Annotated in this window: 27 protein-coding genes; 11 read left to right on the top strand and 16 right to left on the bottom strand. The window is 43.9% G+C overall.

What is annotated here, in order from left to right; translation table 11 throughout:
* Positions 1 to 606 precede the first annotated feature (606 nt).
* The 3 genes from NI470_RS09425 to def all read right to left on the bottom strand — a co-directional run bounded on the left by NI470_RS09425 (position 607) and on the right by def (position 3,800).
* Entirely contained in the window at positions 607 to 2,694 is a 2,088-nt protein-coding gene (locus NI470_RS09425; protein ID WP_253148266.1) for a TonB-dependent copper receptor, read from the bottom strand.
* A 72-nt stretch (positions 2,695 to 2,766) separates the two neighbouring features.
* On the bottom strand, positions 2,767 to 3,177 hold the full coding sequence (locus tag NI470_RS09430) for a DUF2946 family protein (protein ID WP_004644876.1): 411 nt from the start codon (positions 3,175 to 3,177) through the stop codon (positions 2,767 to 2,769).
* 92 nt (positions 3,178 to 3,269) lie between these two features.
* Entirely contained in the window at positions 3,270 to 3,800 is a 531-nt protein-coding gene (gene def, locus NI470_RS09435) for a peptide deformylase (protein WP_253148267.1), read from the bottom strand.
* 120 nt (positions 3,801 to 3,920) lie between these two features.
* Between def and NI470_RS09440 the strand changes: the two genes are divergently transcribed.
* From NI470_RS09440 to tsaC, 3 genes are all read left to right on the top strand, one after another.
* Positions 3,921 to 5,075 carry a LysM peptidoglycan-binding domain-containing protein gene (locus NI470_RS09440; RefSeq protein WP_004644874.1) on the top strand — a complete coding sequence of 385 codons (1,155 nt, stop codon included), beginning with the start codon at positions 3,921 to 3,923 and terminating at the stop codon, positions 5,073 to 5,075.
* 91 nt (positions 5,076 to 5,166) lie between these two features.
* Positions 5,167 to 6,306, top strand: a complete 1,140-nt coding sequence (gene dprA, locus NI470_RS09445; RefSeq protein WP_253148269.1) for a DNA-processing protein DprA — start codon at positions 5,167 to 5,169, stop codon at positions 6,304 to 6,306.
* Between the two features lie 41 nt (positions 6,307 to 6,347).
* Positions 6,348 to 6,917 (top strand): L-threonylcarbamoyladenylate synthase type 1 TsaC, encoded by a 570-nt coding sequence (gene tsaC, locus NI470_RS09450; protein ID WP_005249628.1) that lies wholly within the window; start codon positions 6,348 to 6,350, stop codon positions 6,915 to 6,917.
* Between the two features lie 433 nt (positions 6,918 to 7,350).
* Here the strand turns inward: tsaC and NI470_RS09455 are convergent, their stop codons facing one another.
* Positions 7,351 to 8,247, bottom strand: a complete 897-nt coding sequence (locus tag NI470_RS09455) for a DMT family transporter (protein WP_005265470.1) — start codon at positions 8,245 to 8,247, stop codon at positions 7,351 to 7,353.
* A gap of 190 nt (positions 8,248 to 8,437) precedes the next feature.
* Here NI470_RS09455 and NI470_RS09460 point away from each other — a divergent pair, with 190 nt between their 5' ends.
* The 3 genes from NI470_RS09460 (at position 8,438) to NI470_RS09470 (ending at position 11,048) form a co-directional block, all read left to right on the top strand.
* Positions 8,438 to 8,983 (top strand): glutathione peroxidase, encoded by a 546-nt coding sequence (locus NI470_RS09460; RefSeq protein WP_253148270.1) that lies wholly within the window; start codon positions 8,438 to 8,440, stop codon positions 8,981 to 8,983.
* Between the two features lie 330 nt (positions 8,984 to 9,313).
* Positions 9,314 to 9,913, top strand: a complete 600-nt coding sequence (locus tag NI470_RS09465) for a hypothetical protein (protein ID WP_253148271.1) — start codon at positions 9,314 to 9,316, stop codon at positions 9,911 to 9,913.
* Positions 9,914 to 10,052: 139 nt separating this feature from the next.
* Positions 10,053 to 11,048 (top strand): pirin family protein, encoded by a 996-nt coding sequence (locus NI470_RS09470; RefSeq protein ID WP_253148272.1) that lies wholly within the window; start codon positions 10,053 to 10,055, stop codon positions 11,046 to 11,048.
* Between the two features lie 41 nt (positions 11,049 to 11,089).
* Here the strand turns inward: NI470_RS09470 and NI470_RS09475 are convergent, their stop codons facing one another.
* Positions 11,090 to 12,466 (bottom strand): NAD-dependent succinate-semialdehyde dehydrogenase, encoded by a 1,377-nt coding sequence (locus tag NI470_RS09475; RefSeq protein WP_253148273.1) that lies wholly within the window; start codon positions 12,464 to 12,466, stop codon positions 11,090 to 11,092.
* Between the two features lie 362 nt (positions 12,467 to 12,828).
* Between NI470_RS09475 and NI470_RS09480 the strand changes: the two genes are divergently transcribed.
* Positions 12,829 to 13,467: a hypothetical protein gene (locus NI470_RS09480; protein WP_180050939.1), complete on the top strand. Its 639-nt coding sequence runs from the start codon at positions 12,829 to 12,831 to the stop codon at positions 13,465 to 13,467.
* 51 nt (positions 13,468 to 13,518) lie between these two features.
* Here NI470_RS09480 and NI470_RS09485 read toward each other — a convergent pair whose 3' ends face one another.
* The 10 genes from NI470_RS09485 to NI470_RS09530 all read right to left on the bottom strand — a co-directional run bounded on the left by NI470_RS09485 (position 13,519) and on the right by NI470_RS09530 (position 21,714).
* Positions 13,519 to 13,938 (bottom strand): F0F1 ATP synthase subunit epsilon, encoded by a 420-nt coding sequence (locus NI470_RS09485; protein WP_004732608.1) that lies wholly within the window; start codon positions 13,936 to 13,938, stop codon positions 13,519 to 13,521.
* A 27-nt stretch (positions 13,939 to 13,965) separates the two neighbouring features.
* The gene (atpD, locus tag NI470_RS09490) at positions 13,966 to 15,360 is read right to left on the bottom strand and encodes a F0F1 ATP synthase subunit beta (protein WP_004644863.1); all 1,395 of its coding nucleotides are present in this window, start codon (positions 15,358 to 15,360) and stop codon (positions 13,966 to 13,968) included.
* Between the two features lie 26 nt (positions 15,361 to 15,386).
* Positions 15,387 to 16,256, bottom strand: a complete 870-nt coding sequence (gene atpG, locus NI470_RS09495) for a F0F1 ATP synthase subunit gamma (protein ID WP_004644862.1) — start codon at positions 16,254 to 16,256, stop codon at positions 15,387 to 15,389.
* Between the two features lie 88 nt (positions 16,257 to 16,344).
* A complete protein-coding gene (gene atpA / locus NI470_RS09500; protein WP_004644861.1) occupies positions 16,345 to 17,889 on the bottom strand; it encodes a F0F1 ATP synthase subunit alpha in 1,545 nt (514 codons plus the stop codon).
* Between the two features lie 45 nt (positions 17,890 to 17,934).
* The gene (locus NI470_RS09505) at positions 17,935 to 18,471 is read right to left on the bottom strand and encodes a F0F1 ATP synthase subunit delta (protein WP_004280992.1); all 537 of its coding nucleotides are present in this window, start codon (positions 18,469 to 18,471) and stop codon (positions 17,935 to 17,937) included.
* 12 nt (positions 18,472 to 18,483) lie between these two features.
* Positions 18,484 to 18,954 carry a F0F1 ATP synthase subunit B gene (locus NI470_RS09510; protein ID WP_004280990.1) on the bottom strand — a complete coding sequence of 157 codons (471 nt, stop codon included), beginning with the start codon at positions 18,952 to 18,954 and terminating at the stop codon, positions 18,484 to 18,486.
* A gap of 39 nt (positions 18,955 to 18,993) precedes the next feature.
* On the bottom strand, positions 18,994 to 19,239 hold the full coding sequence (gene atpE / locus NI470_RS09515; protein ID WP_000424060.1) for a F0F1 ATP synthase subunit C: 246 nt from the start codon (positions 19,237 to 19,239) through the stop codon (positions 18,994 to 18,996).
* 85 nt (positions 19,240 to 19,324) lie between these two features.
* Entirely contained in the window at positions 19,325 to 20,200 is an 876-nt protein-coding gene (gene atpB, locus NI470_RS09520) for a F0F1 ATP synthase subunit A (protein ID WP_004644859.1), read from the bottom strand.
* 110 nt (positions 20,201 to 20,310) lie between these two features.
* A complete protein-coding gene (locus NI470_RS09525) occupies positions 20,311 to 20,703 on the bottom strand; it encodes an ATP synthase subunit I (protein WP_004280982.1) in 393 nt (130 codons plus the stop codon).
* Between the two features lie 174 nt (positions 20,704 to 20,877).
* Positions 20,878 to 21,714 carry a metal ABC transporter solute-binding protein, Zn/Mn family gene (locus NI470_RS09530; protein ID WP_004732612.1) on the bottom strand — a complete coding sequence of 279 codons (837 nt, stop codon included), beginning with the start codon at positions 21,712 to 21,714 and terminating at the stop codon, positions 20,878 to 20,880.
* 146 nt (positions 21,715 to 21,860) lie between these two features.
* Between NI470_RS09530 and NI470_RS09535 the strand changes: the two genes are divergently transcribed.
* From NI470_RS09535 to znuB, 3 genes are read left to right on the top strand one after another with little or no spacing between them, the layout of a single operon-like run.
* Positions 21,861 to 22,358 (top strand): transcriptional repressor, encoded by a 498-nt coding sequence (locus NI470_RS09535; RefSeq protein WP_004280980.1) that lies wholly within the window; start codon positions 21,861 to 21,863, stop codon positions 22,356 to 22,358.
* Entirely contained in the window at positions 22,331 to 23,122 is a 792-nt protein-coding gene (gene znuC / locus NI470_RS09540; RefSeq protein ID WP_161785335.1) for a zinc ABC transporter ATP-binding protein ZnuC, read from the top strand. The genes NI470_RS09535 and znuC overlap by 28 nt, the downstream gene beginning before the upstream one ends.
* A gap of 3 nt (positions 23,123 to 23,125) precedes the next feature.
* Positions 23,126 to 23,926: a zinc ABC transporter permease subunit ZnuB gene (gene znuB, locus NI470_RS09545; protein ID WP_004280978.1), complete on the top strand. Its 801-nt coding sequence runs from the start codon at positions 23,126 to 23,128 to the stop codon at positions 23,924 to 23,926.
* Positions 23,927 to 24,000: 74 nt separating this feature from the next.
* Here znuB and NI470_RS09550 read toward each other — a convergent pair whose 3' ends face one another.
* Complete coding sequence (locus NI470_RS09550) at positions 24,001 to 24,621, bottom strand: LysE family transporter (protein WP_004280977.1); 621 nt, start codon at positions 24,619 to 24,621, stop codon at positions 24,001 to 24,003.
* A 160-nt stretch (positions 24,622 to 24,781) separates the two neighbouring features.
* Here NI470_RS09550 and NI470_RS09555 point away from each other — a divergent pair, with 160 nt between their 5' ends.
* On the top strand, positions 24,782 to 25,702 hold the full coding sequence (locus NI470_RS09555) for a Dyp-type peroxidase (protein ID WP_253148274.1): 921 nt from the start codon (positions 24,782 to 24,784) through the stop codon (positions 25,700 to 25,702).
* The last annotated feature ends 15 nt before the right edge of the window (positions 25,703 to 25,717 follow it).

Genomic DNA, 25,717 nt, shown 5'->3' on the forward strand with positions numbered 1-25,717 from the left:
TCATAATCTCTTAATGATCTTCTTGCTAATTCGTCACCAGCAAGCTAGGTCGGCTATATTACTCTCTATCTCTAGAAAGTCAACCAGTAATGAAAACTATTTTTAAACTTTCTTTCTAAAACCGAACTCAATTAAACTCAACTAAGTCACTGTTTTATCAGAAGTTTTAATCTTCATCACCGCCGATGGATGTGCATTCTACAGCATTTCAGAGCCCTTGCAACACTTCTTGCAAAGATTTTTTATCATGTGTTTATTTTTCAAACCAATAAAAATATAAGTAATTGTTATATATAGTTAATTTATTTTCATTATTTTTGAATTTTATTGAGCACATCCAACAAAACCCATCCATAAACACAATAAGATATTGTTTTATTTAAATTTAAATTATAAAAATCTTTATTACATGACTTATATCGTTCAATTCACATTCTATTCTTGTTTGATTCTTCAGCAACTTGGCGTTTATATACACAAAACTTGTTTTATTGGGTCTTCTTCCAAGATACATAGGCCCGATTTAAATATGGAAAATTTATTGCAACGCTAAAAATTAAAAAGCCATCGCTATTGAGCAATGGCTTTTGGAGTACTGAGGAACAATTAGAATTTCATACTGACACGTGCCCAGTAATTACGTCCCATATTATTAAACTGCTCGGTTGTTGGTAAACCTGTCCCGGAAGTACCCATTTTATTTAAGTGCTCGGTATAAGTCCGGTCTAGAACATTATCGACTCCGACTGATACATCCACGCTATCCATAACATGGTAGCTACCGTTTAAAGACAAAATACCAAAGCCTGCGCTCTGCTTATTGTCATAACCAACGATATTACCTTCGTTAAGACTGATCCGGTTTTGACCATCCACTACACGCCATAGCAATCCAAAATTATATTTGTCTTGAACATAGCGCAAGTTAACACGGGCTTCTAAAGGTGAAATTTGTGGCAACGGCGTATTGTCTGTGGTGTTTTCGCCCCAAGCATACATGGCACTGATATCTGTCTGAATTGCATCAGTAAACTGATAACCAATTCCAGCTTCTGCGCCTGCAATGGTTGCATCGATATTTCTTGAATCCGCACTATTCATTTTTGCTGGCTGCATTTCTCCCATATCATTACCCATAGGATGACCATGCCCAGAGTTTGCAGACTTAGGATAAGTCATCAGAATAAAATCCTGAATCACACCGGCATAAGTTGATACCCAAGAATTAAACGCGCCATGATGATGTTGATAACCCAGATCGAGTTGTAAGGTCTTTTCTGTTTTCAGTTGCTTAAATGTATTTGCAGTTATTCCATGATAATCGGTCTTAAATAATTCCCAATAATCAGGCACACGCTCCACATACCCCAGTCCGATATAGGTTTTACCATCATCATGTTCTGGATGGGTATTTTCAAAACGAATGAAGCCGCTTGGCAAGGTTTCCTGACGGGTTTGTCCAGTTTTTAAGGCATCAATCTCCACTTGATCGACCCGCACACCAGTAACCAATTTATTGTTATCACTTAGTTCATGACTTAGCTCAGCAAAAGCTCCATATGACTGGAATTTCATATCTGGAGTGAGCGGCATATTCATGCTTGTGGATGTCATTCCTCCAGCATGCGTATTGCGCTGAGAATCCATCCCGGCAATCAATTGGTTTTGATCCCATTCACTCGTTATCGCCATACGGGTATTTAAAGTACGGCGTGTAACCTGCATTTCAGAGGGTGCTGGCTGCATGTTATGAGTATGCTCATCATGCTTCATCGGCACTGGACGCAGGCTAAAATTATCCATGATGTGGTCGTTATAGTTATAGTTGATCTGTGCCTCAACTTTCTGAATTACATCAGTCAGGTTTTTCTTTTCAACACGTAAACCCAGACTTTCACGGGCAAACTGTGATCCATCCATATCACGACCGGCATAAACTGCTTCACCATCCGCCTTACCACCCGTCAGCTCTACCCAGGTATCTGTATCTGGAGTCCAGCCCAATGCCAGATCCGCATTCCAGCGCTCCCAGTCTGAAGGCACAGTAGTTCCATCACCATCTTGATAACTACTCGATACCGAACGATTGGTATTGAGTCGGATATATTTCTGTTCATCGCCTGCTGCGACTTCCACATTATGATCAAGACGTCCGAAAGATCCCATCAAGACACTGGCCTGACCGCGATAGTTTTGATCTTGATCAAACTGCTCCGGTGTACGTTCGAAAATCACTGTGGCCGCAGAGCCAGTATTGGCATACTGAACCGTTTGCGGTCCTTTAATCACCGAAATACGGTCATAGCTTTCCGGAGAAATATAAGAGGTTGGCGAATCCATACGACTTGGACAGGCGCCCAGGTTTTCGGTGCCATCGGTTAGGATCTTAATTCGTGAACCAAACATGCCACGGAACGTCACATCACCATTGGTGCCGGCACCGCTATTGACCGAACTAAAGCCAACAATACTTTGCAAATAATCCGCACCATCACTGGCAGGAATCGGTTGAATCGGCTGTTTTGGATCAGCGCGGACAATCAGCCCATTGGCATCATTACCTGCTGCCGATGTCACCACAATCGGGGCCAAAGTCTGAACCGGCATGGCATCATTGGCCATCACCACCGAAGAATAACAAGCAACACAAATCGCAGCCGCAAGTGGCTGTAAAGAAAATTTAGGCTGAGCCATTTCTCTATCTCACTAAATACATAAATTAGGCACGGCTTGAGTCAATACCAACCCAAGCTGAAAAATGCAGATTTATGCAGGCAGTGGTGGCGCTCGCCCCTGAGGAATTAAGAAGAGTTGCTGAAGGACAAACCAGACATGCTTAAAAGTTTTTTGATAAGCAATTAAACGGACATGAATCCGGTCAAGTACCTGTTTGATGTCCAGATCAGGCGGTAAAACTAAATTGGCATGAACCTTACAGTACTGACACTGATGATTGGCATCATGATGATCATGTTGAAGATGATCAGATTGGATAAGGTGGCTATGCTCGCCAGCGCTATGCTGCGCATGAGCATCTGTCGCGATAAAAAGCGCACGCGTGATGGTTTCACAGACCGGAGCAACCTGATATTGCTTCGGTAACAAAGGCTGTAAAAATACAGCAATCTGTAGAAACACAGCTGCAAATGCAAATAGCAGCCCCGCGCGTAAAAACACAGGCTATTCCTAAAATATGCTTATGTTGATTATAGCAAAGCCCAATCAGAATTGGGCTTTGCTAGACCATTTAAATAAACTTTAAAATGATCCTAGCGCTTCACTGCCACCTTGTCTTTATTACGCTGGCGTACCAGTTTTTCCACTTTTTCACGTGCACGTTGACGTTTTAATGGCGATAAATAATCGACAAATAATTTGCCATTTAAGTGATCCATTTCATGTTGGATACACACAGCGAGAAGTCCGTCAGCATCGAGCTCAAATGCTTGACCTTCCAGATTAATTGCCTCAATTTTTACGCGTGACGGACGATCAACTTTATCGTATATTTGAGGAACTGATAGACAGCCTTCTTCGTAGGGCTGCGTTTCTTCAGTCAATGGTGTGATTTTGGGGTTAATAAACACCATCGGTTGATCTTTATTTTCAGACAGATCCATAACAATCAGCTGAATATGACGATCCACCTGAGTCGCGGCAAGTCCGATACCTGATGCTTCATACATGGTTTCAAACATATCCGCAGCGAGCTGACGAATTTCATCAGTCACTTCTTCGACAGGTTGTGCAATGGTACGAAGACGGGGATCCGGGAAACTTAAAATAGGTAATAAGGCCATACTGCGTCCTCAATTATGCCATTGATCAAAAAACCAAATGAAGGGAATGCTTCATCAAAAAAATGTGTGTAAGATCGTTATTATAACGCAACTACGCACATAATTTTAGGAATTATGATAATGAAAAAGGTTTTGAAGGGCATGCCATTTTTTAGTGCCTTGGGGTTTAAAAATCAGATGCTGGCACTTGCCGTTTGTGTTGGCGTCAGTATGGGGACCATTCATTCTGCCGAGGCAGCACCTGCACGCAACGTCAATCCACCGGCATTAAAAGCCAATGCACCGAACGTTTATGTGGTGAAAAAAGGCGATACGCTTTGGGATATCTCGAAACGCTTCCTGAAAAATCCGGTCCGTTGGCCGGAAATCTGGGCGAGTAATAAGCACGTGAAAAATCCACACTGGATTTTCCCGGGTGACCGCCTGTTGATGTGTGATTACCAGGGCCGCCCGATTATTGGTAAAGACGAAGGTGATGGTTGTGAAGGTATTATCAGCCGCTATCTTGGCAGTACTTCTCTGCAGCCCCAGATTCGTGTTGAATCTTTAAATAATACGATTCCCGTGATTCCGCTTGAGCACATAAAGCAGTGGCTAGAACGCTACACCCTTCTGGCACCTGATTCAGTTCAGGGCACACCCTACATTCTCGGAACTGCAGATCAGCGCGTACTGGCTGGCAAAGGTCAGAAAGTCTATGCACGTGGTCACGGCCTGGTAGTGGGTCAACGCTATGCGGTGTATCGTGAAGCTGAACCGTATGTATTTACGGATGCAAATGGCAAGAAATATACGTCTGCACTCGAGCTGCAACAGGTGGCATCTGGTATTGCGGTACGTGGCGAAGGTGATGTCACCACACTTGAACTGACAGATAGTTACAATGCAGAAGTACGTCGTGGTGATCGCGTCTTGCCTGAATACGATCCAATGTTACCGACCCTGTTCTATCCGACCAATGCAGAAAATATTGCTGCCGGTGGTCAGATTGTGCGTGTATTGGGGTCGATTGGTACAGCAGCACGTCATAGTGTCGTCACCATTGACCGTGGTACGGCACATGGGGTTCAGACGGGTCATGTCTTTAGCGTGAATCAAAAAGGTGAAGTGGTGACTGATCCGAAAACCAAAGAACGGGTGCAATTACCGGGCGAGCGTATTGGTCAGGTCATGGTATTTAAAACCTTCGATCAATTGAGCTACGCTTATGTGCTGGAAAGTGAATTACCAATCAAGGTTGGTGCCAACATTCAGCCGCCACTATTAGAAGACTAAGCTTTTAAACGGGATGATGTGGATTGATCGGCATCATCCCTCTTGTTTGAACTCATACCCATAATAAGAAGACACCGAAATAGGTCTCACCATGTTGAATACATTGTCGACAGCGCAAATCCATGCCATTACGCTGTGGTATTTACTGCAACACTCCCTCAGCAGCTTTTATAAAATCAGTCAGCATTATGCAGACCTCGCCCATGCAATTGATGGTTCTCAAACCGAAACCTGGCGTAAGTTGGGCATTCATAAAAACCACATTCAGCGCCTGCAAGATTTCCAGTCAAGTGAGTCGCAGCTCCATTTTCAGCGCAGTCTTGAGCAGATCCAGTTGCACAGTGACTTTGTGCTTTTACATACAGATGCCGAATATCCACAGCAATTGAGCCATTATGCGCATAAGCCGCCAATCCTGTTCGGGCAAGGGTATGCAGATCAATTGCTGCAACCGCAAATCGCGATTGTGGGGAGTCGCAAGCCAAGTCTGCACGGCCGGCAAGTCGCTTATGACTTTGCTTTTTATTTGAGTGAACAGGGTTTTTATATTAATAGTGGCCTGGCACAAGGGATTGATGAAGCAGCACATCAGGCCGCATTACAACATCGGCGAACGATTGCAGTGATGGGCACAGGCATTGAACAGACCTACCCTGCCGCCCATCAAACACTACGTCAGCAAATCATCGAACATGGAGGTACGGTCATTACTGAGTTTTTGCCATTTACTCCCCCCTTACAGCAGCATTTTCCACGGCGTAACCGAATTGTCAGTGGCTTAAGCCTCGGGGTGATTGTGGCAGAAGCCGCCTTGAAAAGCGGTTCATTGCTGACCGCACAATGGGCAGCGGAACAAGGCAAGACCACATTCGCCATCCCGGGGCATATTTACAGTGAACATCATCAGGGCTGTCATAAACTGATTCGTGAAGGCGCGATTTTAATTGAGCATCCACAGCAAGTAATCGAGGATCTGGCCTTAGCCACCCAGTGGCAATCAAATGCAAATCATTTAAAAAAAGACAGTCCGCCTGAGCAAGCAAGTACCATTCCACCGCATTTAATTCATCTTTATAATCAACTTGATTGGGTCGGACAGACCCTGGATCAGCTCAGCCTTCAGTTACAGCAAGAGGTCTCTGCGCTGACCAGTCAACTGATGGAGCTGGAGTTACTCGGTTTTTGTACCCAGCAAGCCGGCCTGTATCTACGTTGTCGGATTCTCAAATAAAGTTCACAATAGCGCTTTGTTGTTTAATATAAGGTATCCACATGATCACTACCTCTGTTGCCGAAGCAGCAGCATGGCTTAAAGACGGACAAGTCTTGGCATATCCCACAGAGGCTGTTTGGGGCTTGGGTTGCGACCCCTATAATGAACAGGCATTTCATCAGATTCTAGAATTGAAGCAACGCCCGATTGAGAAAGGTGTGATTCTGCTGGCAGCTCATCTTTCACAGGTAGAACATCTGCTGCAGGATTTAAGCGAAGAAATGCGTGAAAAAGTGATTGAATCCTGGAACCATGACAGACCTGCTGATCGCGCGACCACCTGGCTACTTCCTGCAAATAAAGATATTCCTGACTGGATTAAAGGTCATCATCCTAAAGTAGCCGTACGTGTAACCACTCACCCACTCTGTGTGGCACTGTGTCAGGCCTTTGGCGGTTTTATCGTTTCGACCAGTGCCAACCCTGCCGGCATGGAACCTGCCCGCTCACTGCAGGATGCGATCCGCTATTTTGACCAGAACCTGAATTATCTAAATGGTGACCTCGGTTTAAGTCAGCAACCAAGCCGGATCATTGATGCAGTGACTGGCGTAGTTATTCGTGTCTGATTTAGTCGGGACACTCAAGCCCGACTAAAGTTTTAAGACAAAAAAAAGCTCAGCCATATAGGGATGGCTGAGCATAAAAAAGGATGTGCATAAATCACATCCAGAGGGTTCAGAAAATCTCTGGGAGTCTGATAAAACAAGGATTTTCTTGCTTGATCATTCTCGATGGGCGCATTATGAAAGAAACTGAGTACAACGACAAGTACAATAAAACAATCAAATAATACATATTATCTATTAATAGAAAACATTTTTTGACCAATATTCAAAATATCTTGCTCTTTCTATTCTCTTTTTAAAATAAAACGATATTTTTCTATTTGTTTTAACATTTGAAAATTAGCATTTAAAAGGGGATTTCAATTAAAAAAAATTGATTAAATGCTTAATATTTAATCAGACACAATTCTTAATCAGCTCTTTTAATTCCTGATTAAGCGGATCTTCCGGGATATTGTGCCCAGAGGATTCCGAGTAAAATGATGCCACCGCCGATACTGTGATACATGGTCCAGGCTTCGCCCAGCCACAAATATGCGACTACTGCGGTAAAGACAGGCATCAGATTCATAAAAATACTGCTGCGATTGGGACCAAGTTGTTGCACAGCCATCATCCAGAACAAGGGTGCGGCAATAGAAGGAAAAATTCCGGCATAGATAATGCTGGCTGCATTAGCATGATTGATGCTATCCAGACCTAAAATCAATACCAAAGGAATATGATAGAGAAAGGCCATAAAAATCTGGATATACAGGCTCACTAAGAGTGGAATCTGAATCTGCCATTTTTTCAGAAACACGCCATAACAGGCATAGAAAAATACTGCGATCAACATCAACAGATCGCCAATATAACTTTCACCGACAGTTAAAAACTGCAGGCCCTGCCCTTGTGCCATGACATACATCAAACCAATAAAGGACAAGAGACTTCCCAGCACTGCAGCCTGTGTCGGGCGAATCTTTAAAACAAAAATACCCACGATAATGGTAAAAATAGGAATAAAGGCATTGATCAGGCCCATGTTGGTGGCAGTAGTGTAGTGTGCCGAGCTATAAGCCAGCCCCTGATAAAGCACCATTCCCAGCGCACTCAAAACAGCAAAATGCCCGAGATATGGACGGATCTCCGGCCACGCTGCTTTGACTTTGGGCAACATGAATGGAGTTAAAATCAGTAAGGCCAAGGCCCAGCGGTAGAAACTGATACTGATGGGAGAAATATAATCTGCCACATAGCGGGTGACAGTCATATTCAGAGACCAAATCAAAACTGCGGCCAGTGGTAAGGCCATGGCCCACCAGACTGCCTTTTGTTGCTGTGTCATACTTTCATCCATGAGTCGCTGGTCTTGTTATTAAGCTATGCGTATTCGCGCATCCTAGCATAATAGATTTTTCACATAATATTGAGGCAATTTGCAGCTTTAAGTAACTGAGCTCACCTGTTTTTACTTGTACTGAAAGCGAATACCCGTTAAAACAAATACCGTTCAGTCGCAATAAACAGGAAATCTAATGACTCGCTCTGTATATGACATTCCAGTCAAAACCATTGAAGGAACAGAAACCACTTTAAACCAGTACCAAGGTAAGGTTTTGCTGGTGGTTAACGTCGCATCTAAATGTGGCCTGACGCCGCAATATGAAGGCTTACAAAAACTGTATCAGGACAAAAAAGCGGAAGGTCTGGAAATTCTGGGCTTCCCTGCCAATAACTTTTTGGAACAGGAACCGGGTAGCGAAGCCGAGATTCAGGAATTCTGCTCAGTGAATTATAAAGTTGACTTCCCGCTATTTGCTAAAATCTCTGTCACGGGTGAAGACAAGCATCCTTTATATGCCAACCTTACGCAGGCTGTACCGGAACGTATCGGTGAAGGCCCTTGGTGGAAAGATCTGGTCGATTATGGTTTAACCCCAAATCAGCCACCAGAAGTGCTCTGGAACTTTGAAAAATTCCTGATCAATAAAAATGGTGAAGTAGTGGCACGTTTTGCTCCAGATATTACTGCAGATGATCAACGGATTGTCGATGCAGTGAATGCAGAACTTGCAAAATAATTCTCGATTATTCTCATAAGCATCAAGCTTGAAATAAGTATCTATTTTCTTGGTAGATACTTATTTTTTTTATTTAAAAACGATTATTTAATTGCATTAAAATTCACCTAAAAACATTTTCAAAGTGATTGCAGGCCAAACAAGCCAATTTGGTGAGAGCAAAGTAATTCTTTACCAGCTTTTAATAAACTTTTTCCTGTTTTTAAATAATGAAATATTCGGAACCCAGAAGAATTGTTATGAGTTTGCAACAATCTTTTTTATCTCCATAGTTTGTCCTTATATTAGATACTATTAAAATTCCATCACCTGTATCGAGACCCTGATTCCATGTCCAAGATTCTTGCCAATGCTGTCCTTCCTTTCGCATTATTTAGCTCTGGAATTTTACTGATGGGCTGTGAACAGGCTGTCGAAGCACCGGCTGAACAGGCAGATACCACGACCTCAGATCTGGAACCAGCCTCTCAGCAACAGAGTTCAGCAGCACAAACCGAGCTTAAATCGGGCAATATGTTTTATATGGTTCGTGATGTAGCCGACTTGCAGCTCAAGGCCGGCAGTTATGTGGAACAGTTAAAACAGACCCAGACCGAACTGCAAACGGCGGTCGAAGCCAAGGATACCCAGCAACTGCAGTCCACTGCGACCCAGCTTCAACAGCAACTCAGCAGTTTTAATCAGGTGTTGGGCAACCTGAACTTGAAAAGTCAGGAAATTGACCAGATTCGTGACAACATTATGACCGCTAATCAGCAAGTTCTGGCTTCTCCCCTCTTAAATGGTCAGGTGGATTTCAGCCAAGTGAACTTGAAAAAGATTGAATCGCAGATGGTTAATGTGCAATCCGAAATGGTCAAACTGGCCGGCTTGCTGATCCAGAATCCAGATCAGGAAGCAGAGAACAATACTGATCAGGACAATACTTAAAATATTCAAAATCATATTTAAGGTGATTGATCGAAATACGTCTTCCTCAGTCGCCTTGCAGGCTATACACTGTTATGGATTATAAAAATTACATTTAGATCAAGAATTTTCATCCAATCGGATCATCAGGAGTTCAATCATGTCGAATTCAGTGCTGTATTCTGTGGTTCCAGTCACATCCCGGCTTGATCTGAAAGATCCTTTTATTTTTACCGTTCATCATCAAGATCATTATCCGCAAGGCAATTCTAAATTAGGCCCAGTTTCCCCGCCACAGCAGCATGAATATGACATGTATTATGGCGAGAGTATTCCTGGCTTTCCGGAGCATCCGCATACAGGTTTTGAAACCATTACCATTGTCGAGCGCGGTTATGTCGATCATTTTGACTCGCTGGGAAACTCGGGACGTTATGGTGCAGGTGATGTGCAATGGCTGACTACCGGCAATGGGGTGCGGCATTGCGAGATGTTTCCCTTAGTCCATCAGGATCAGGACAATCCTCTGGAGCTTTTTCAAATCTGGCTGAATTCCTCACCGGAACAGAAAAAGCAGCCGGCCGATTATAAAATGTTGTGGCGTGAACAGATTCCACATGTATTTTCAGCAGATACGGCCGGACGTAAAGCGGATATCCGGGTCATTTCAGGGCAGTTTAAACAGACTCAGGCACTGGATCGGCCACCACATTCATGGGCAGCCATGCCAGAGAATCAGCTCAATATTTATTTAATCACTTTAGGGCCGGAAGCAGAATTAATCATTCCTGCAACCACTGCTACTGCAACGCGTTTTTGTTATTTTTATCAAGGTAGAAGCTTGGAGCTTGAAGGACAGAAGATAGCGCCGAAGCATCTACTGGAACTCAAACCGGATGCAGATATTCAGCTCAAAGGTGGGCTGCTGGAATCACATATTTTATGGCTGGAAGGTGAACCGATCGGTGCACCGGTGGCTATGCATGGGCCTTTTGTTCTGAATAGTGATCAAGAACTGGATACTGCTTTTCGCCGTTATCGTGAAACCCAGTTTGGTGGCTGGCCTTGGCCAAGTGCTGAACCGTCATTTCCACCAGAACACCCACGTTTTGCCAGTTATGAAGGTGGAAAACGTGAAGAATATCCAGACAAATAAGCCACTGAATAGTGGCTTATTTGATATCGGATCAGCTCATATTATTTTTTCGGGCTTTTGACGACGACCAGTTTCTTCTGCACAAACTCTCTAAAACCATCAATCGACAGTTCATGCCCATAACCGGAATTTTTGATTCCACCAAATGGCAATTCGGGCGTGGTGTCAGTAAACCAGTTGATCCAGATCATGCCAGTTTCTACCCGTGACGCCAGTTTTTTAGCGCGCTCGATATCCTGTGAATGAATCACGCCACCTAAGCCATAATTAGAATCATTGGCAATTTCGACAATTTCATCATCATCCTTCGCCACATAGATTTGTGCCACCGGGCCAAAGAATTCTTCATACCAGGCTTCATTTTCACGCGTGATATTTTCCAGAATAGTTGGTGCATAGAAATTGCCTTGATGTTCTACAGCTTTGCCGCCAGTGACCACAGTCGCGCCTTGTGCTACTGCCTTTTCGACCTGCTCGCTGAGTTTTTCCAGCGCATCTTTTGAAGACAGCGGTCCTAAAGTGGTTTCAGGATCGAGCGGATCACCCAGTTTTAACTGTTCAAAAGCTTTCAGCATGCCGGCCTTGAATTGTTCGGCAATTTTTTCATGCAAGATAAATCGCTTCGCCGCCGTACATACCTGCCCAGCATTATTGACACGCGCCTGACAGCCTAACTTGATCGCGCGTTCCAGATCTGCATCATCGAGTACGATGAATACATCATTACCGCCCAGTTCCAGCGTTGATTTTTTAAGATGTTTTCCGGCCTGTTCAGCGACTGCACTGCCCGCACCTTCTGAACCTGTCAGTGCTACACCCCGCACACGCTTGTCTGCAATTACTTCAGCGACCTGATCACTGCTGATAAACAGATTGGTCCAGACACCTTTGGGTGCGCCTGTATCCAAGACCAGTTGCTCAAAGGCTTCGGCACATTGCGGCACAATGCCGGCATGTTTTGCCAGAACCGGATTACCAATCGCACAGTTCGGCGCAAAGACACGCATCAGTTGATAAAACGGGAAATTCCACGGTTCAACCGCCATGATAATACCCAGTGGATGATGCTCAACCCAGGCTTCTCCCAGTTCCGTTTCATAGGACACCGGTGCTAAAAATTCTTTGGCATGATCGGCATAGTATTCTGCAATTTTGGCGCAGGTTTCGATTTCACCTTCACTCTGCTTAATCAGTTTTCCCATATCCTGGGCCATAAGCTTGGCCAGTTCGGATTTTTGCGCTCGCATGTTGGTAGCCAATTTACGCAGTACTGCAATACGGGTATCGACCTGCTGTGACCATTCTGACTTTAGGATTTTTTCTGCAGTATCGAGTGCATGTTGAATATCTTGATCGCTATGCGATGGGTAGTCTTTCAATTTTTGATTGGTAAATGGATTAATAGATTGATAAGCCATGGTTTTCCCTTTTTCAATTATAAGTTTTGCCTGTTCTAAACTTCTATCGTATTAAGCTATAACAAGCGAAATCTGTTCGAATCATTTAACTTATCACTGATTTTTTTATGGCGTGTGCAGGTTTACAGATTGGTTCAAAACATTACTGAGAAAGGGTAAAAGTTATATCGAGTGGTACAAATTAAAATTTATTTAAGAATCGGAAATGTAAAACCAACACTCTCAAGATCGATACTTGCAAAAATTCCAAGCTAAAACAAATAATCTAAATCAGCTGTTTTAAGGTGATGCTAAAAATATAAATTTCAAATTTTCAGGTGTGTAGTACATTATTCTATATAGTAGAAAAAAGAAAATTCATAATGAGTCAAATACCATCTAACATCATTCAAACAGCAGAAAACTATTTTGATAATACAGTTTTAGAAACGACTGATACTATTTTTCAAGAAATTTTAAAAGCTTTTCCAATAGCATCTTCAGGTTTAGCGATTTATAAAGTTTTCAGAAGCTATAACGAAAAGCAAAAATTAAAAAATATCCTGGAATTTATAAAGGAAGGTGAAAAGTTAGCATCAGGAACATTACTAAAAATCTTCAAGAATCAAAACAACTTAGAAATAGGTGGTGAATTACTCAATGCTTTAGATAAAGTCTATTTAATCCATCAATCTAAAATGCTCGCTCGTTTAGCTCTTTTATATGATGCGAAAGAAATAAATCGTGAAAATTTTTTAAGATATGCTCATATTATTCCTCAATTTACATCGTTTTTATTAGAAGGGTTAGAAAAAGCCTACTTATCATTTGAAATGAACAAATTCGAGAAGGATTACCGCCTTACGAATAATGAATGTAACTTTTCAGCATCTGAATTAGAAAAGTTTGGTTTTTTGTACGTAGTAGCTACATTTGGTTCTGGCAATAATTATGGTAGAGAAAAAGACCTAATCTTTTTTTATGAACACATATATAAAAACAAACATGATAAGAACCTATGAACCATAAAAAAACCACCCTTTCGGGTGGTTTTTTCAATCTCAAACCGTCTCTTATTGAGCGCGGTTTTTGATTTTGCGGATCGTTTCCAGCTGAGCAGCAGTTTCTGCAAGAGCAGCCAAAGCAGCAGCAGCGTCCAAATCGCTCTTTTGATTCGCAAGCAATGCTTCAGCGTGTTTACGCGCTTCAACAATAGCTGCTTCATCTAAGTTTTCTGCACGGACTGCAGTATCTGCAAGAACCGTAACAACATGCGGTTGAACTTCTAGAACACCACCAGATACATAGATCAACTCTTCTGTACCGTTTTCCAAAATAACGCGGATCGCGCCAGGTTGGAGCAAAGTTACCAACGGAGCATGGCCAGGCATAATACCCAACTCACCGCCAGCACCTTTTGCAATTAGCATAGTTATAGTGCCTGAGTACAAAGACTCCTGAACACTTACAACATCACATTGCATAGTCGCCATGAGAATCTCCTAAATTAGAGTAGCTAATTAAAGTTTCTCGGCTTTAGCAATAACTTCGTCAATACCACCAACCATGTAGAACGCTTGTTCTGGGATGTGATCGTATTCACCAGCTAGAAGACCTTTAAAGCCACGAATCGTTTCTTTAAGAGATACTAATTTACCAGGAGCACCAGTAAATACTTCAGCTACGTGGAACGGTTGAGAGAAGAAACGCTGGATTTTACGCGCACGGTAAACAACCAGTTTATCTTCTTCAGCAAGCTCGTCCATACCAAGAATCGCGATGATGTCTTTAAGCTCTTTATAACGTTGCAATACGTTCTGTACAGAACGTGCAATTTCATAATGCTCTTGACCAACAACTAACGGATCTAACTGGCGTGAAGTTGAGTCTAGTGGATCGATCGCTGGGTAAATACCAGAAGATGCGATGTCACGGCTCAATACAACAGTTGCGTCCAAGTGAGCAAACGTTGTAGCAGGCGATGGATCTGTTAAGTCATCGGCAGGTACGTATACCGCTTGGATTGACGTAATAGAACCAGACTTAGTCGATGTAATACGTTCTTGAAGAACACCCATCTCTTCTGCAAGTGTAGGCTGGTAACCTACTGCAGATGGCATACGACCTAGAAGTGCTGATACTTCAGTACCCGCTAGTGTATAACGATAGATGTTATCTACGAACAATAGTACGTCACGGCCTTTACCGTTTTCGTCTTTCTCGTCACGGAAATATTCAGCCATAGTAAGACCAGTCAACGCTACGCGTAAACGGTTACCCGGTGGCTCGTTCATCTGACCGTAGACCATTGCTACTTTGTCTAGAACGTTAGAATCTTTCATTTCGTGATAGAAGTCGTTACCTTCACGAGTACGCTCACCAACACCAGCAAACACAGATAAACCTGAGTGAGCTTTCGCGATGTTGTTGATCAACTCCATCATGTTTACAGTTTTACCAACACCGGCACCACCGAACAGACCAACTTTACCACCTTTCGCGAACGGGCAAAGTAAGTCGATGACTTTAATACCAGTTTCTAAAAGGTCAGTAGAAGCCGCTTGTTCTGCATAAGAAGGCGCTTGACGGTGAATTGGTAAACGCGCTTCAGTCGCAACAGGACCAGCTTCGTCGATCGGGCGACCAAGAACGTCCATGATACGGCCTAGAGTCGCTGTACCTACTGGTACAGAAATCGGCGCGTTAGTGTTAGTTACGTTCAAACCACGCTTAAGGCCTTCAGTAGAACCCATTGCAATAGTACGAACTACGCCATCACCAAGCTGTTGCTGAACTTCTAAAGTAGTTTCAGTACCATCTACTTGGAGAGCGTCATAGATCTTAGGAACGCTGTTGCGTTCAAACTCGACGTCGATAACCGCGCCGATGATCTGAATGATACGACCGCTATTCATTGCTGTCTCCTCAATTCAAAATAATGTTAAACGGCAGCGGCACCACCAACGATCTCAGAAATTTCCTGAGTAATCGCGGCTTGACGCAGCTTGTTATAAATAAGTTGCAGGCTCTTAATGATCTCGCCTGCGTTGTCTGTCGCTGCTTTCATAGCGACCATACGTGCAGACTGCTCACATGCGATGTTTTCAATCACACCTTGATACACCACAGACTCGATATAGCGAACCAACAAGCCATTTAAAAGCTCTTCAGCTTCAGGCTCGTAGATGTAATCCCAACCGTATTGACGGTTCAGATTCTTGTCTTCTTCAGCAGCAGCCAAAGGAACAAGTTGTTCGATCTTTTGATTTTGAGTCATGGCATTGACAAAGCCGTTTGACACTAGATAAATACGATCTAACTCGCCTTTATCATAAGCATCCAACATCACCTGTACAGAACCAGATAACTGCTCAAGACTTGGAGCATCGCCGACTTGCGTCGTCGCACCAAGCACTTTACCGCCGTAGTTTTTAAAAAACGAAACCGCTTTTTGACCAATTAAAGCAAATTGAACTTCAATTGACTGCTCTTGTTGCTGTTGAACGTGTTTAACCACTTTCTTGAACAGGTTAATGTTCAAACCACCAGCAAGGCCACGATCTGAAGACACAATGATATAGCCAACGCGCTTAACCGGGCGTTCAACCATATAACGATGTTTGTATTCAGGGTTCGCTTGGACCAAATGAGCAATTACACGGTGCATATTTTCGGCATACGGACGGCCTTGAGCCATGCGCTCTTGCGCACGACGCATCTTAGAAGCTGCTACCATTTGCATCGCTCGAGTAATCTTCTGCGTGCTCTTGATACTAGCTACTTTGGCGCGAATTTCTTTTAAATTTGCCATACGCTTAACCTAGTATTCGAAAGCCCTTGCGAGCTTCCGAAGGTTGATTCCGTGAACCAAACCAACACTAATCTAGCAAGTTGCTAAATTAGTAAGTTTGAGTCGCTTTAAAGCTTTCAATACCTGCTTTGATTGCAGCTTCGATGTCTTTGTTGTAATCACCAGAGGCATCGATTTGTTGCATTAACGCAGCATGTTCTGAACGGAAGTAAGAAATCAACGCAGCATCAAAGTCTACGATTTTCTTAACGTCTACGTCAGCCATGTAGCCTTCGTTAGATGCATAAATTGAAACAGCCTGGTCAGCAATTGAGTATGGAGCATATTGTTTTTGCTTCATTAACTCAGTTACACGTTGACCATGTTCAAGTTGCTTACGAGTTGCTTCGTCAAGATCAGAAGCGAACTGAGCAAATGCTGCCAATTCACGGTATTGCGCCAAAGCAGTACGGATACCACCAGACAATTTCTTGATGATCTTGGTTTGCGCTGAACCACCAACACGAGATACAGAGATACCCGCGTTCACAGCAGGACGAATACCTGCGTTGAATAATGATGTTTCAAGGAAGATCTGACCATCAGTAATCGAAATTACGTTGGTTGGTACGAATGCAGATACGTCACCCGCTTGAGTTTCAATAATCGGCAATGCAGTTAGAGAACCAGTCTGGCCTTTCACTTCACCGTTAGTGAATTTCTCAACGTAGTCAGCAGATACACGAGAAGCACGTTCAAGTAGACGCGAGTGTAGATAGAACACGTCACCTGGATACGCTTCACGACCTGGTGGACGGCGTAAAAGCAATGAAATTTGACGGTAAGCAACAGCTTGCTTAGACAAGTCATCATAAATGATTAACGCATCTTCACCGCGGTCACGGAAGTACTCGCCCATTGTACAGCCAGAATACGGAGCTAGATACAGCATTGCTGCTGGATCAGCTGCAGCTGCAGCTACAACAGTTGTATACGCCATAGCGCCAGTTTCTTCTAGCTTGCGTACCACGTTAGCGATAGTCGATTGTTTTTGACCGATTGCTACGTATACACATTTAATGCCAGAGTTTTTCTGAGCGATGATCGCGTCGATCGCCATTGCTGTTTTACCAGTTTGACGGTCACCAATGATCAACTCACGTTGACCACGGCCTACAGGGATCATTGTATCTACTGATTTATAACCAGTTTGTACAGGTTGATCCACTGATTGACGCCAAATTACGCCTGGTGCTACTTTTTCAACAGCATCAGTTAATTTTGCATCAATAGGGCCTTTACCATCAATCGGGTTACCCAAAGCATCTACTACACGGCCTAAAAGTTCTGGACCAACCGGAACTTCTAATACACGACCTGTGCAACGCGCTTTTTGACCTTCTTGAAGGCTTAAGTAGTTACCTAAAACAACGACGCCCACTGAATCCTGTTCTAGGTTCAGTGCCATACCGTAAAGGCCGCCGTCGAATTCGATCATTTCACCGTACATAGCGTCAGCTAAGCCGTGAATACGCACAATACCGTCGGAAACCATAACAATGGTTCCTTCGTTCTTAGCGGTTGCGCTGGTGTCCAGATCGCCGATACGCTGTTTAATGAGCGCACTGATCTCGGATGGATTCAGTTGTTGCATTGCGCTATACCTCAATCTTTTTAAAGTTCAGTCTTCTAAATGCAATTAAGCAAGAAGACGAGTACGCATTTTTTCAAGCTTGTTAAGCGCAGAATCATCTATCACTTGGTCGCCTGCACGAATAACTACACCAGCAATCAGCGCCGGGTTAACTTCTACAGAAACATTTACCGCCGCTTCGAATTTCTTCTCTAATGCATGCGCAAGTAATTGTTCTTGTACTGAAGTTAATGGGAATGCAGATTCAATTACTACATCCACAGTATTGTTATTCTGTGATTTAAGCTGCTCATATTCTGCTGCAATCTCAGGAAGAAGAACCAAACGGTTATTCTCTGCAAGCAATGTCAGGAAGTTAGACACTGCTGCAGTTTGGTCTTCACCTAAAACTTTCGCAAAAAGAGCCACCTGCTCAGCAGGTGTAAGCTCAGGGCGATTTAGATAAGCTGAAAATGCTTCGTCTTGCACCGCAGCACTGAGCAATTCGAGTGCTGTTGACCAAGAGTCAGTTGCACTTTGCTCAGAAGCGTAAGCAAATGCTGCTTTAGCGTATGGGCGTGCCAACGTCAAGAGTTCAGCCATAATCCGCCTCTCTTAAAGTTTAGCAGCCAGCTGAGTCAGCATGGCATTGTGAGCTTCTGCATCAACTTGCTGGCTAAGAATTTTCTCAGCACCAGTTACTGCAAGAGCAGCCACTTGTTGACGCAATTCTTCGCGAGCAGCATTGATTTCAGTATCAACAGCTTCTTTAGCCTGTTGACGAATACGCTCACCTTCAGCCGCAGCTTGGGTACGCGCTTCTTCGATCAATTGTGCACCACGACGGTTCGCTTGTTCGATCAATTGAGCCGCTTGTGCTTTTGCCGCGTCTAACTCAGCTTTCACTTGTGCTTGCGCATCTGCAAGGTCAGCCTTCGCTTTTTCAGCAGCATTTAAGCCATCAGCGATTTTACGCTGACGTTCACTAATCGCATTGATTAGTGGTGGCCATACAAACTTCATGCAGAATGCGACAAAAATCGCAAACGCAATCGCTTGGCCAAACAATGTGAGGTTGATATTCATTGCAAATTCCTCAAATAGTGAATTTCGGAATTAAGCTGATTAACCTACAAATGGATTAGCGAAGATGAAGAACAAGCCAATACCAACACCGATCATAGGCACAGCATCAAGAAGACCCGCGATTAAGAACATACGAGTTTGAAGTTGTGGAGCCAATTCTGGTTGACGAGCTACAGCTTCAAGGAAACGGCCGCCTAGAAGACCAAAACCAATCGCAGTACCTAAAGCACCGAAAGCGATCAAGATAGCAGATGCAATTGCAACTAGACCTAAAGTGAGTTCCATGATAATTCCTCAGAGGTTAGGTTTTATACCAAATTAAGTTAAAAAATTGTGTGCCCAACCATCCGTTGACAGTTAGGCAATACCATTAATGCTTTTCGCTTGCCATACTCATGTACACGATAGTCAACATCATGAAAATGAATGCTTGTAGCGTAATAATCAAAATGTGGAAAATCGCCCAAGGCACAGACAACGCCCACTGGATCCAGAACGGTAATAACGCGATAAGAATGAAGATTAACTCACCCGCATACATGTTACCGAACAGTCGTAGAGCCAATGAAACTGGTCGCGCCAAGAAAGTAGTCAATTCCAACAATAAGTTGAATGGAATTAAAAGCACTTTAGCAACTGGATTACTTGGGTTAAATGGGTTCAGTGCTAACTCACCAACGAAGCCGCCAACACCTTTCTCACGAATACTATAGAAAATAATTAAGAAGAATACAGAAATAGACATACCGAGGGTAATGTTTGGATCTGTAGTCGGAACAATTTTAAAGTAAACCTGATGAGGGTCTACACCCAGCATAGAAGCAATCGCGTGTTGAGCTACATAAGGAATAAAGTCAACAGGGATCAAATCCATCAAGTTCATGAGGAAAATCCACACGAAAATGGTTAATGCTAAGGGTGCAATTAATCGAGACTTCCCGTGGAAGGTATCACGTACACTTGAATCTACAAACTCGATAATCATTTCAATTGCAGACTGGAACTTGGTAGGAACACCAGCATTAGCCGCTTTCGCAACCAACCAGAACAACAAACAGAAAATCAGACCCAGTCCGATAGACCAACCCATTGAATCCAAGTGAATAGCAGTGAACCCCATCTGTTGAGCTTCAGCACCGCTCTCGGCCAATTTCCACGTACCGTCCGGCATTTTGCCATAGGTCATGTTGGTCAAGTGATGCTTGATATACTCGGTCGAAGTAAGGGCATGTTCTTCAGCAGCCATAAATCACACCTGGTCAATGTCAAAAAACTAATAGAACAAACGAATATCGCGTGCTGCTTGATATCTCGCCTGCTCCTGAAAAACTTTTCAATTTCTTGTTGTGCTTATACTCATTTTTGTAGACGTGACGCCCAAAACGGAGCGACCCACGACATGGCTTGAACAAGTATAAAACCACAAAACAACGCCACCGCTGACAACGGTTTAACATTGCTTAAAATTAAAATGAAACCAACAATCACAATGGCAAACTTTCCCATCAAGCCTTTATACATGTTCGAAAGAACTTGTTTAGACGCGCGGGCTCCTGCTGCTCGAAACGATTGCCACGAAAAATAACAAGTCGCGAGCCAACATACCAGTGCACCTAATGCTGCACTCAAGGCTGCGGTTGAGTCTTTCACGACCCAGCCGATCAAGGCTGAAACAGGGATCATACAGGCTTGCAGGAGGACCAAAGCTTTCGCTAATCGTCGGTCAATCAAGCGACTAGTTCGGCTCATTATTTATTCACTCACAGCAATCATGCTTGACAAGTTTAACAGGTGATTATTTTTAATCGCAGGCATTATAGAGTTACACCCCTGAACATGCAATCTTTTCCCGACCTTAGTCGTGTTTTTTTAAATCGGGTCACTGCTGTTAAACTAATCAAAATCTGTCTATTTTTTAAATCATTAGCGTGCATTTATTACACATTTCTGGGTTTCGGCGGCCAATTGCTGCCAAGCCTGCACAAAGTCCCCTGCCCCGCTCATGCTTTCATCGACATGCTGGAACAGTACCGGATTGAGTTTGCGGTACTGGTTTTCACTGGCATGACCTTCGGCCAGCAGACACATTTTGCGCTGTGGACGATGATCCTGTAAAAACTTGATTTGGGCTACGGTTGGCGAAACATGCGGATCATCGGTCAGCGCACCCATAAATTTTAAATTTAACGGGCGTTCCAGATACTGGTAGGCATCGTGATAAGACCAATAAGGTTTGGCTTTGTTGCTTGAACTATAACGCTGGGCCGTCGCAAACATGTTTTGTGCAAAGTCACGGGCATTTTTCCAGTAGCGTTCACGATGCTCCGGCAATTGCTGCGAACGTAGCGCCGCAATAAAGAAACCAATCCGCACTGCATTATTCGGATCGAGCCAGACATGCGTGTCTACCGTATTTTTTAAGGCCTCGCCACGCGGATTACGCATCGGCAAGGTGGTCAATATCCCCGAGTCTAACAGTGCAATGCCTTTATTACTTTCATTCAGCACTTTGGCCAAGGGTGCTTCATGCGCCTGACCCAGCCAGATCACCAGACCTGCATTCTGAATAGTTTTTCGATGCGCCGGAGTCAGACTCACATCATGTCCACTTTGGTTGGCCAGCAATAAAGTCGGCTGTTCCACACCTTGGGTAATTTTCTTGGCAATCAGATAGATCGGCTGCGTAGACACCACCAGACTTTGTGACCAACTGAGTGTACTGAACAATGCCAGCAGACTGATTGCAAGGAGACGGAACATGAGTAGAAATCACTTAAAAACGATAAAATCAGGAAGTGTTATAATATAACAAAAATACAAAAATACCTATGCCCAATCGAAACTCAGAACGCTTCATGTTAAGATTTGAAATCTATTAATTTTCAGTTTCGCACTTGAGGTGAACTATGGGTTCCTGTTCGCACGAACACCACAACGCATTGCACGGCGTGCACGACCATCCCAATGTCGCACAACGTCTTGCTGAAGCGGAAAGTCTTTGTGCAGCAAGCGGCGCACGCCTTACACCTTTACGTAAAGAAGTGCTGGAACTCATTCTGAATGCGCATGGCCCGATGGGTGCCTATGACCTGCTGGCACAAATGAAAAATGCTAGTGATCGTCCTGCAGCACCACCAACGGTGTATCGCACTCTGGATTTTTTATTAAGCAAAGGGCTGATTCATCGCCTGACCTCGATCAATGCCTATATTCCCTGTTGCCATCCGCGTGAAGGTCATCAGGCCGCTTTTTTAATCTGCACCGAATGTAAAGCCGTGAAAGAAGCGTCGGCTCAGGGCTTGCTCGATCAACTCGATGCACTGGCCAGCTCGGACGACTTCACGGCACATCACAGCATTATCGAAATTTCAGGAATTTGTCAGCAGTGCCGCAACAAAGCTTAAGTGCCTCTCCCCTGATTCAGCTCTCCAAGATCTGGGTCAAGATCGATGAGCGCGATATCTTAAAAGCCATTGATTTCTCGTTACAAGAGAAAGAAATTGTCACACTGATCGGTCCCAATGGCGCTGGTAAATCGACCTTAATTAAAGTCATGCTGGGCATTTTGAAACCGCAATCAGGTGAGATCAAAACTGCGCGCAAACTCAAATTCTCTTATGTGCCACAGAAATTCAATCCCTCACATAGCTTGCCGCTCCGGGTGAAAGATTTATTGGCGCTAGAAAAATGCCCATCCCAGATTAAAACCGAAATTATCCGCGATACCGGCATTAGTAAACTGCAAGATTCTAAAGTTCAGCAGTTGTCTGGCGGCGAACGTCAGCGGGTGCTATTGGCCCGCGCCTTATTACGCCAGCCGGACATTTTAGTCCTCGATGAACCGATGCAAGGTCTGGACATCCAGTCCGAAGCTGAACTGTATGAATATGTGCGTAACTTGCCGGAAAAATATGGCTGTGCCGTACTGATGGTTTCACATGACCTGCAATGGGTGATGCAAGGTACGACTCGAGTCGTGTGCTTGAACAAGCATATCTGCTGTAGTGGGCTGCCGGAAAGCGTGCAGCAACATCCCGAATATCAGGCAATTTTTGGCACCAATCGAGTGTTCTATCACCATCATCATGATCATTGCGCGCATGGCGATTCTGCCACTCCCTGTCAGCATGATTCACGCCCTCATATTCACCCCGAGCCGGAAGCTTAAACCATGATGGATTGGTTACAACTCCTTTTACCTGCATGGATCATGGGAACGCTGTTGGTATTTCTGACTGCTCCGCTGGGCTGTCTCATGCTCTGGCGGCGTATGTCATTCTTTGCCGATACCATGGCACACGGTACTTTACTCGGTGTTGCCATTGCTGGAGCTTTAAGTTTACCGCTCTGGATGGGAGTCACTTTTATTGCCTTATTATTGGTAGGTATTTTGTGGGTGCTGCATGATCCGCGCCTACCCAATGATGCTTTGCTGGCCTTATGTTCAGCAACACTGCTTTGCTCGGGATTATTGTTCATTCAGCATTTACCGAGTTTAAGACCGGAACTTCTCAGCTATCTATTTGGTGATCTACTAACGATTTCTTGGACGGACTTACCCACCTTTGCCATTGTGATTATTCTGGCCTTAGCCGTCCTCTATAAAAGCTGGCAAGCGCAGATTCAAATCGCGATTGATCCGGACATGGCGGTCAGTGAAGGTGTAAATGCCAAATGGCAACGCCTGATCTTTATGTTGTTATTGGCATTGTTTACCGTGCTTGCGCTGAAAGCAGTCGGTTCACTCTTGATGGGGGCATTACTGGTGATCCCTGCCCTGACTGCACGATTACTTGCACACTCACCCAAACAAATGGTGATCTGGGCATTCGTGATTGCGCAAATTGGGGTGACCGTGGGCCTATGGTCGAGTGCCGGTCTCAATACTTCGACTGGTTTAACCATTGTACTGACCATGGCGGTGCTATTTGCACTGATCTTCTGTGTGCAGAAGTTTAAAAAGCTGAATTAATCTTTCTGTTAAATCATTATGATTTTCTAATGATCTATTCCGCCTCTCTCCTTTAAGGAGAGAGCAAAGACTCTTTATTGATGCACCAAACTCAATAAAAATGCAGCGCCGGCAAATAACCCGGCAAAAGTCCGGTTCATGACTTTTTGTTGTTTCGGCGATCTAAGCAGCCTTAAAACTTTAGCAGCCAATCCGGTATAACCCGCCATCACAATCAGATCAATCGTCACCATTGTCGCAGCCATAATCAAATACTGAATCCATTGTGGCTTAGACAAATCCAGAAATTGCGGCAAGACGGCCAGTAAAAATACGATGGCTTTAGGATTAGTGATATTAACCAAGAAACCATGCAGTACCAGTTTCCCTCTCGATTTTCGCGCCAATTCATGTTTAATTTCGATAGATTGTACAGGTGCTTTCCATTGCAAAATAGCCAAATACAATAAATAGCCGACACCAAACCATTTCACCACTAAAAATGCCCATGGGGTTGTCGCAAACAAAACTCCCACGCCTGCCGCAACCACTGCAATCTGTACCAATAATGCCAGTTGCAGGCCCAGCGCATTCCAGTAACCATGCCGAAAACCATAATTCAGTCCACTCGACATGGAAGCAATCGCTCCTGCGCCCGGAGACACACTAATCACCCAGCAGGCCAGCATATAGGCAAACCACATTTGATAGGACATGGATATTTAACTCAGCAAAACTTGCCCAATATTATATGAATTTTCTAATAAAATCAGGCTAAAAACCTGCTTAAATATAAGGCATTGCACTATTCACTCTGTCTAGCTTCAGGCACAATATGTACATTAAAAACAGGATCTATCCTTACAGGAGCCATGAATGACAGCCCAATCGGTAATCTTGCCACTTCCTTCAGATCATGCCCGTTTTATTGTTTTACGTCTTAAAGATTTGAGTATTGAACAATTAAAAGAACAACTCGAACATCTTTTTACTTCGCGTGATCGTCTTATTACGCAACATCCTCAAGCACAAATTAAAACGGCAGTGGCTTTTGGTCCTGAACTGTGGGCAAAACTTTATGATCAAGCTCCTGCAGGCTTTAAACAGCTTGAGCCCATTCATGGTTCATTTGAAATGCCAGTGGTTCCGGCAGATATGATCATTCATATTGCCAGTGCCCGTGCTGATATCTGTTTTGCGCTCAGTCAGGCTTTTTTTGAAGGCATTCAGGTTCAGGTTCAGGTGCTGGATGAGCGGGTTTGCTTCCGCTATTTTGATGGTCGTGACATAACTGGCTTTATTGATGGAACTGAAAATCCGCAATTCCCGGATGATCGTGCTGAAGTCGCATTATTAGGTGAAGATTCAGGTATTTTCCAAGATGGTTCATTTATTTTTGCCCAACGTTACGCGCATAACCTGGAAAAATGGAAAAAGCTAAAAGTTGATACTCAGGAACAGGTTATGGGTCGTACCAAGCTTGAATCGATTGAATTGGATGATGAAGTCAAACCTGAAAATGCGCACGTGTCACGTACTGTAGTGGAAGATGAAGAAGGCGAAGAAATGGAAATCCTACGTCATTCTCTGCCTTATGGTGATGGACGTGGTGACCAGGGTCTATTCTTTATTGCCTACACCAAAGACCTTACGATTATCGATGCTATGTTAGAACGTATGTTTGGTACCTCTGGCGATGGAATTCATGACCGCCTGCTGCATTTCGTAACCCCACTGGATGGTGCATATTACTTTGTACCGAGTGAGGAGTTGCTGGAAGAGGTTTTGGAAGGGTAAAAGAAAAAAGCAGCT

The organism is Acinetobacter lwoffii (assembly GCF_024129115.1).
Taxonomy (GTDB): Bacteria; Pseudomonadota; Gammaproteobacteria; order Pseudomonadales; family Moraxellaceae; genus Acinetobacter; species Acinetobacter lwoffii_T.

Excerpts from the sequence above, each read along its gene's own strand:
- NI470_RS09425 (WP_253148266.1), bottom strand. The coding sequence starts at position 2,694 with ATGGCTCAGCCTAAATTTTCTTTACAGCCACTTGCGGCTGCGATTTGT.
- def (WP_253148267.1), bottom strand. The coding sequence starts at position 3,800 with ATGGCCTTATTACCTATTTTAAGTTTCCCGGATCCCCGTCTTCGTACC.
- NI470_RS09440 (WP_004644874.1), top strand. The coding sequence starts at position 3,921 with ATGAAAAAGGTTTTGAAGGGCATGCCATTTTTTAGTGCCTTGGGGTTT.
- dprA (WP_253148269.1), top strand. The coding sequence starts at position 5,167 with ATGTTGAATACATTGTCGACAGCGCAAATCCATGCCATTACGCTGTGG.
- tsaC (WP_005249628.1), top strand. The coding sequence starts at position 6,348 with ATGATCACTACCTCTGTTGCCGAAGCAGCAGCATGGCTTAAAGACGGA.
- NI470_RS09455 (WP_005265470.1), bottom strand. The coding sequence starts at position 8,247 with ATGACACAGCAACAAAAGGCAGTCTGGTGGGCCATGGCCTTACCACTG.
- NI470_RS09460 (WP_253148270.1), top strand. The coding sequence starts at position 8,438 with ATGACTCGCTCTGTATATGACATTCCAGTCAAAACCATTGAAGGAACA.
- NI470_RS09465 (WP_253148271.1), top strand. The coding sequence starts at position 9,314 with ATGTCCAAGATTCTTGCCAATGCTGTCCTTCCTTTCGCATTATTTAGC.
- NI470_RS09470 (WP_253148272.1), top strand. The coding sequence starts at position 10,053 with ATGTCGAATTCAGTGCTGTATTCTGTGGTTCCAGTCACATCCCGGCTT.
- NI470_RS09475 (WP_253148273.1), bottom strand. The coding sequence starts at position 12,466 with ATGGCTTATCAATCTATTAATCCATTTACCAATCAAAAATTGAAAGAC.
- NI470_RS09480 (WP_180050939.1), top strand. The coding sequence starts at position 12,829 with ATGAGTCAAATACCATCTAACATCATTCAAACAGCAGAAAACTATTTT.
- NI470_RS09485 (WP_004732608.1), bottom strand. The coding sequence starts at position 13,938 with ATGGCGACTATGCAATGTGATGTTGTAAGTGTTCAGGAGTCTTTGTAC.
- atpD (WP_004644863.1), bottom strand. The coding sequence starts at position 15,360 with ATGAATAGCGGTCGTATCATTCAGATCATCGGCGCGGTTATCGACGTC.
- atpG (WP_004644862.1), bottom strand. The coding sequence starts at position 16,256 with ATGGCAAATTTAAAAGAAATTCGCGCCAAAGTAGCTAGTATCAAGAGC.
- atpA (WP_004644861.1), bottom strand. The coding sequence starts at position 17,889 with ATGCAACAACTGAATCCATCCGAGATCAGTGCGCTCATTAAACAGCGT.
- NI470_RS09505 (WP_004280992.1), bottom strand. The coding sequence starts at position 18,471 with ATGGCTGAACTCTTGACGTTGGCACGCCCATACGCTAAAGCAGCATTT.
- NI470_RS09510 (WP_004280990.1), bottom strand. The coding sequence starts at position 18,954 with ATGAATATCAACCTCACATTGTTTGGCCAAGCGATTGCGTTTGCGATT.
- atpE (WP_000424060.1), bottom strand. The coding sequence starts at position 19,239 with ATGGAACTCACTTTAGGTCTAGTTGCAATTGCATCTGCTATCTTGATC.
- atpB (WP_004644859.1), bottom strand. The coding sequence starts at position 20,200 with ATGGCTGCTGAAGAACATGCCCTTACTTCGACCGAGTATATCAAGCAT.
- NI470_RS09525 (WP_004280982.1), bottom strand. The coding sequence starts at position 20,703 with ATGAGCCGAACTAGTCGCTTGATTGACCGACGATTAGCGAAAGCTTTG.
- NI470_RS09530 (WP_004732612.1), bottom strand. The coding sequence starts at position 21,714 with ATGTTCCGTCTCCTTGCAATCAGTCTGCTGGCATTGTTCAGTACACTC.
- NI470_RS09535 (WP_004280980.1), top strand. The coding sequence starts at position 21,861 with ATGGGTTCCTGTTCGCACGAACACCACAACGCATTGCACGGCGTGCAC.
- znuB (WP_004280978.1), top strand. The coding sequence starts at position 23,126 with ATGATGGATTGGTTACAACTCCTTTTACCTGCATGGATCATGGGAACG.
- NI470_RS09550 (WP_004280977.1), bottom strand. The coding sequence starts at position 24,621 with ATGTCCTATCAAATGTGGTTTGCCTATATGCTGGCCTGCTGGGTGATT.
- NI470_RS09555 (WP_253148274.1), top strand. The coding sequence starts at position 24,782 with ATGACAGCCCAATCGGTAATCTTGCCACTTCCTTCAGATCATGCCCGT.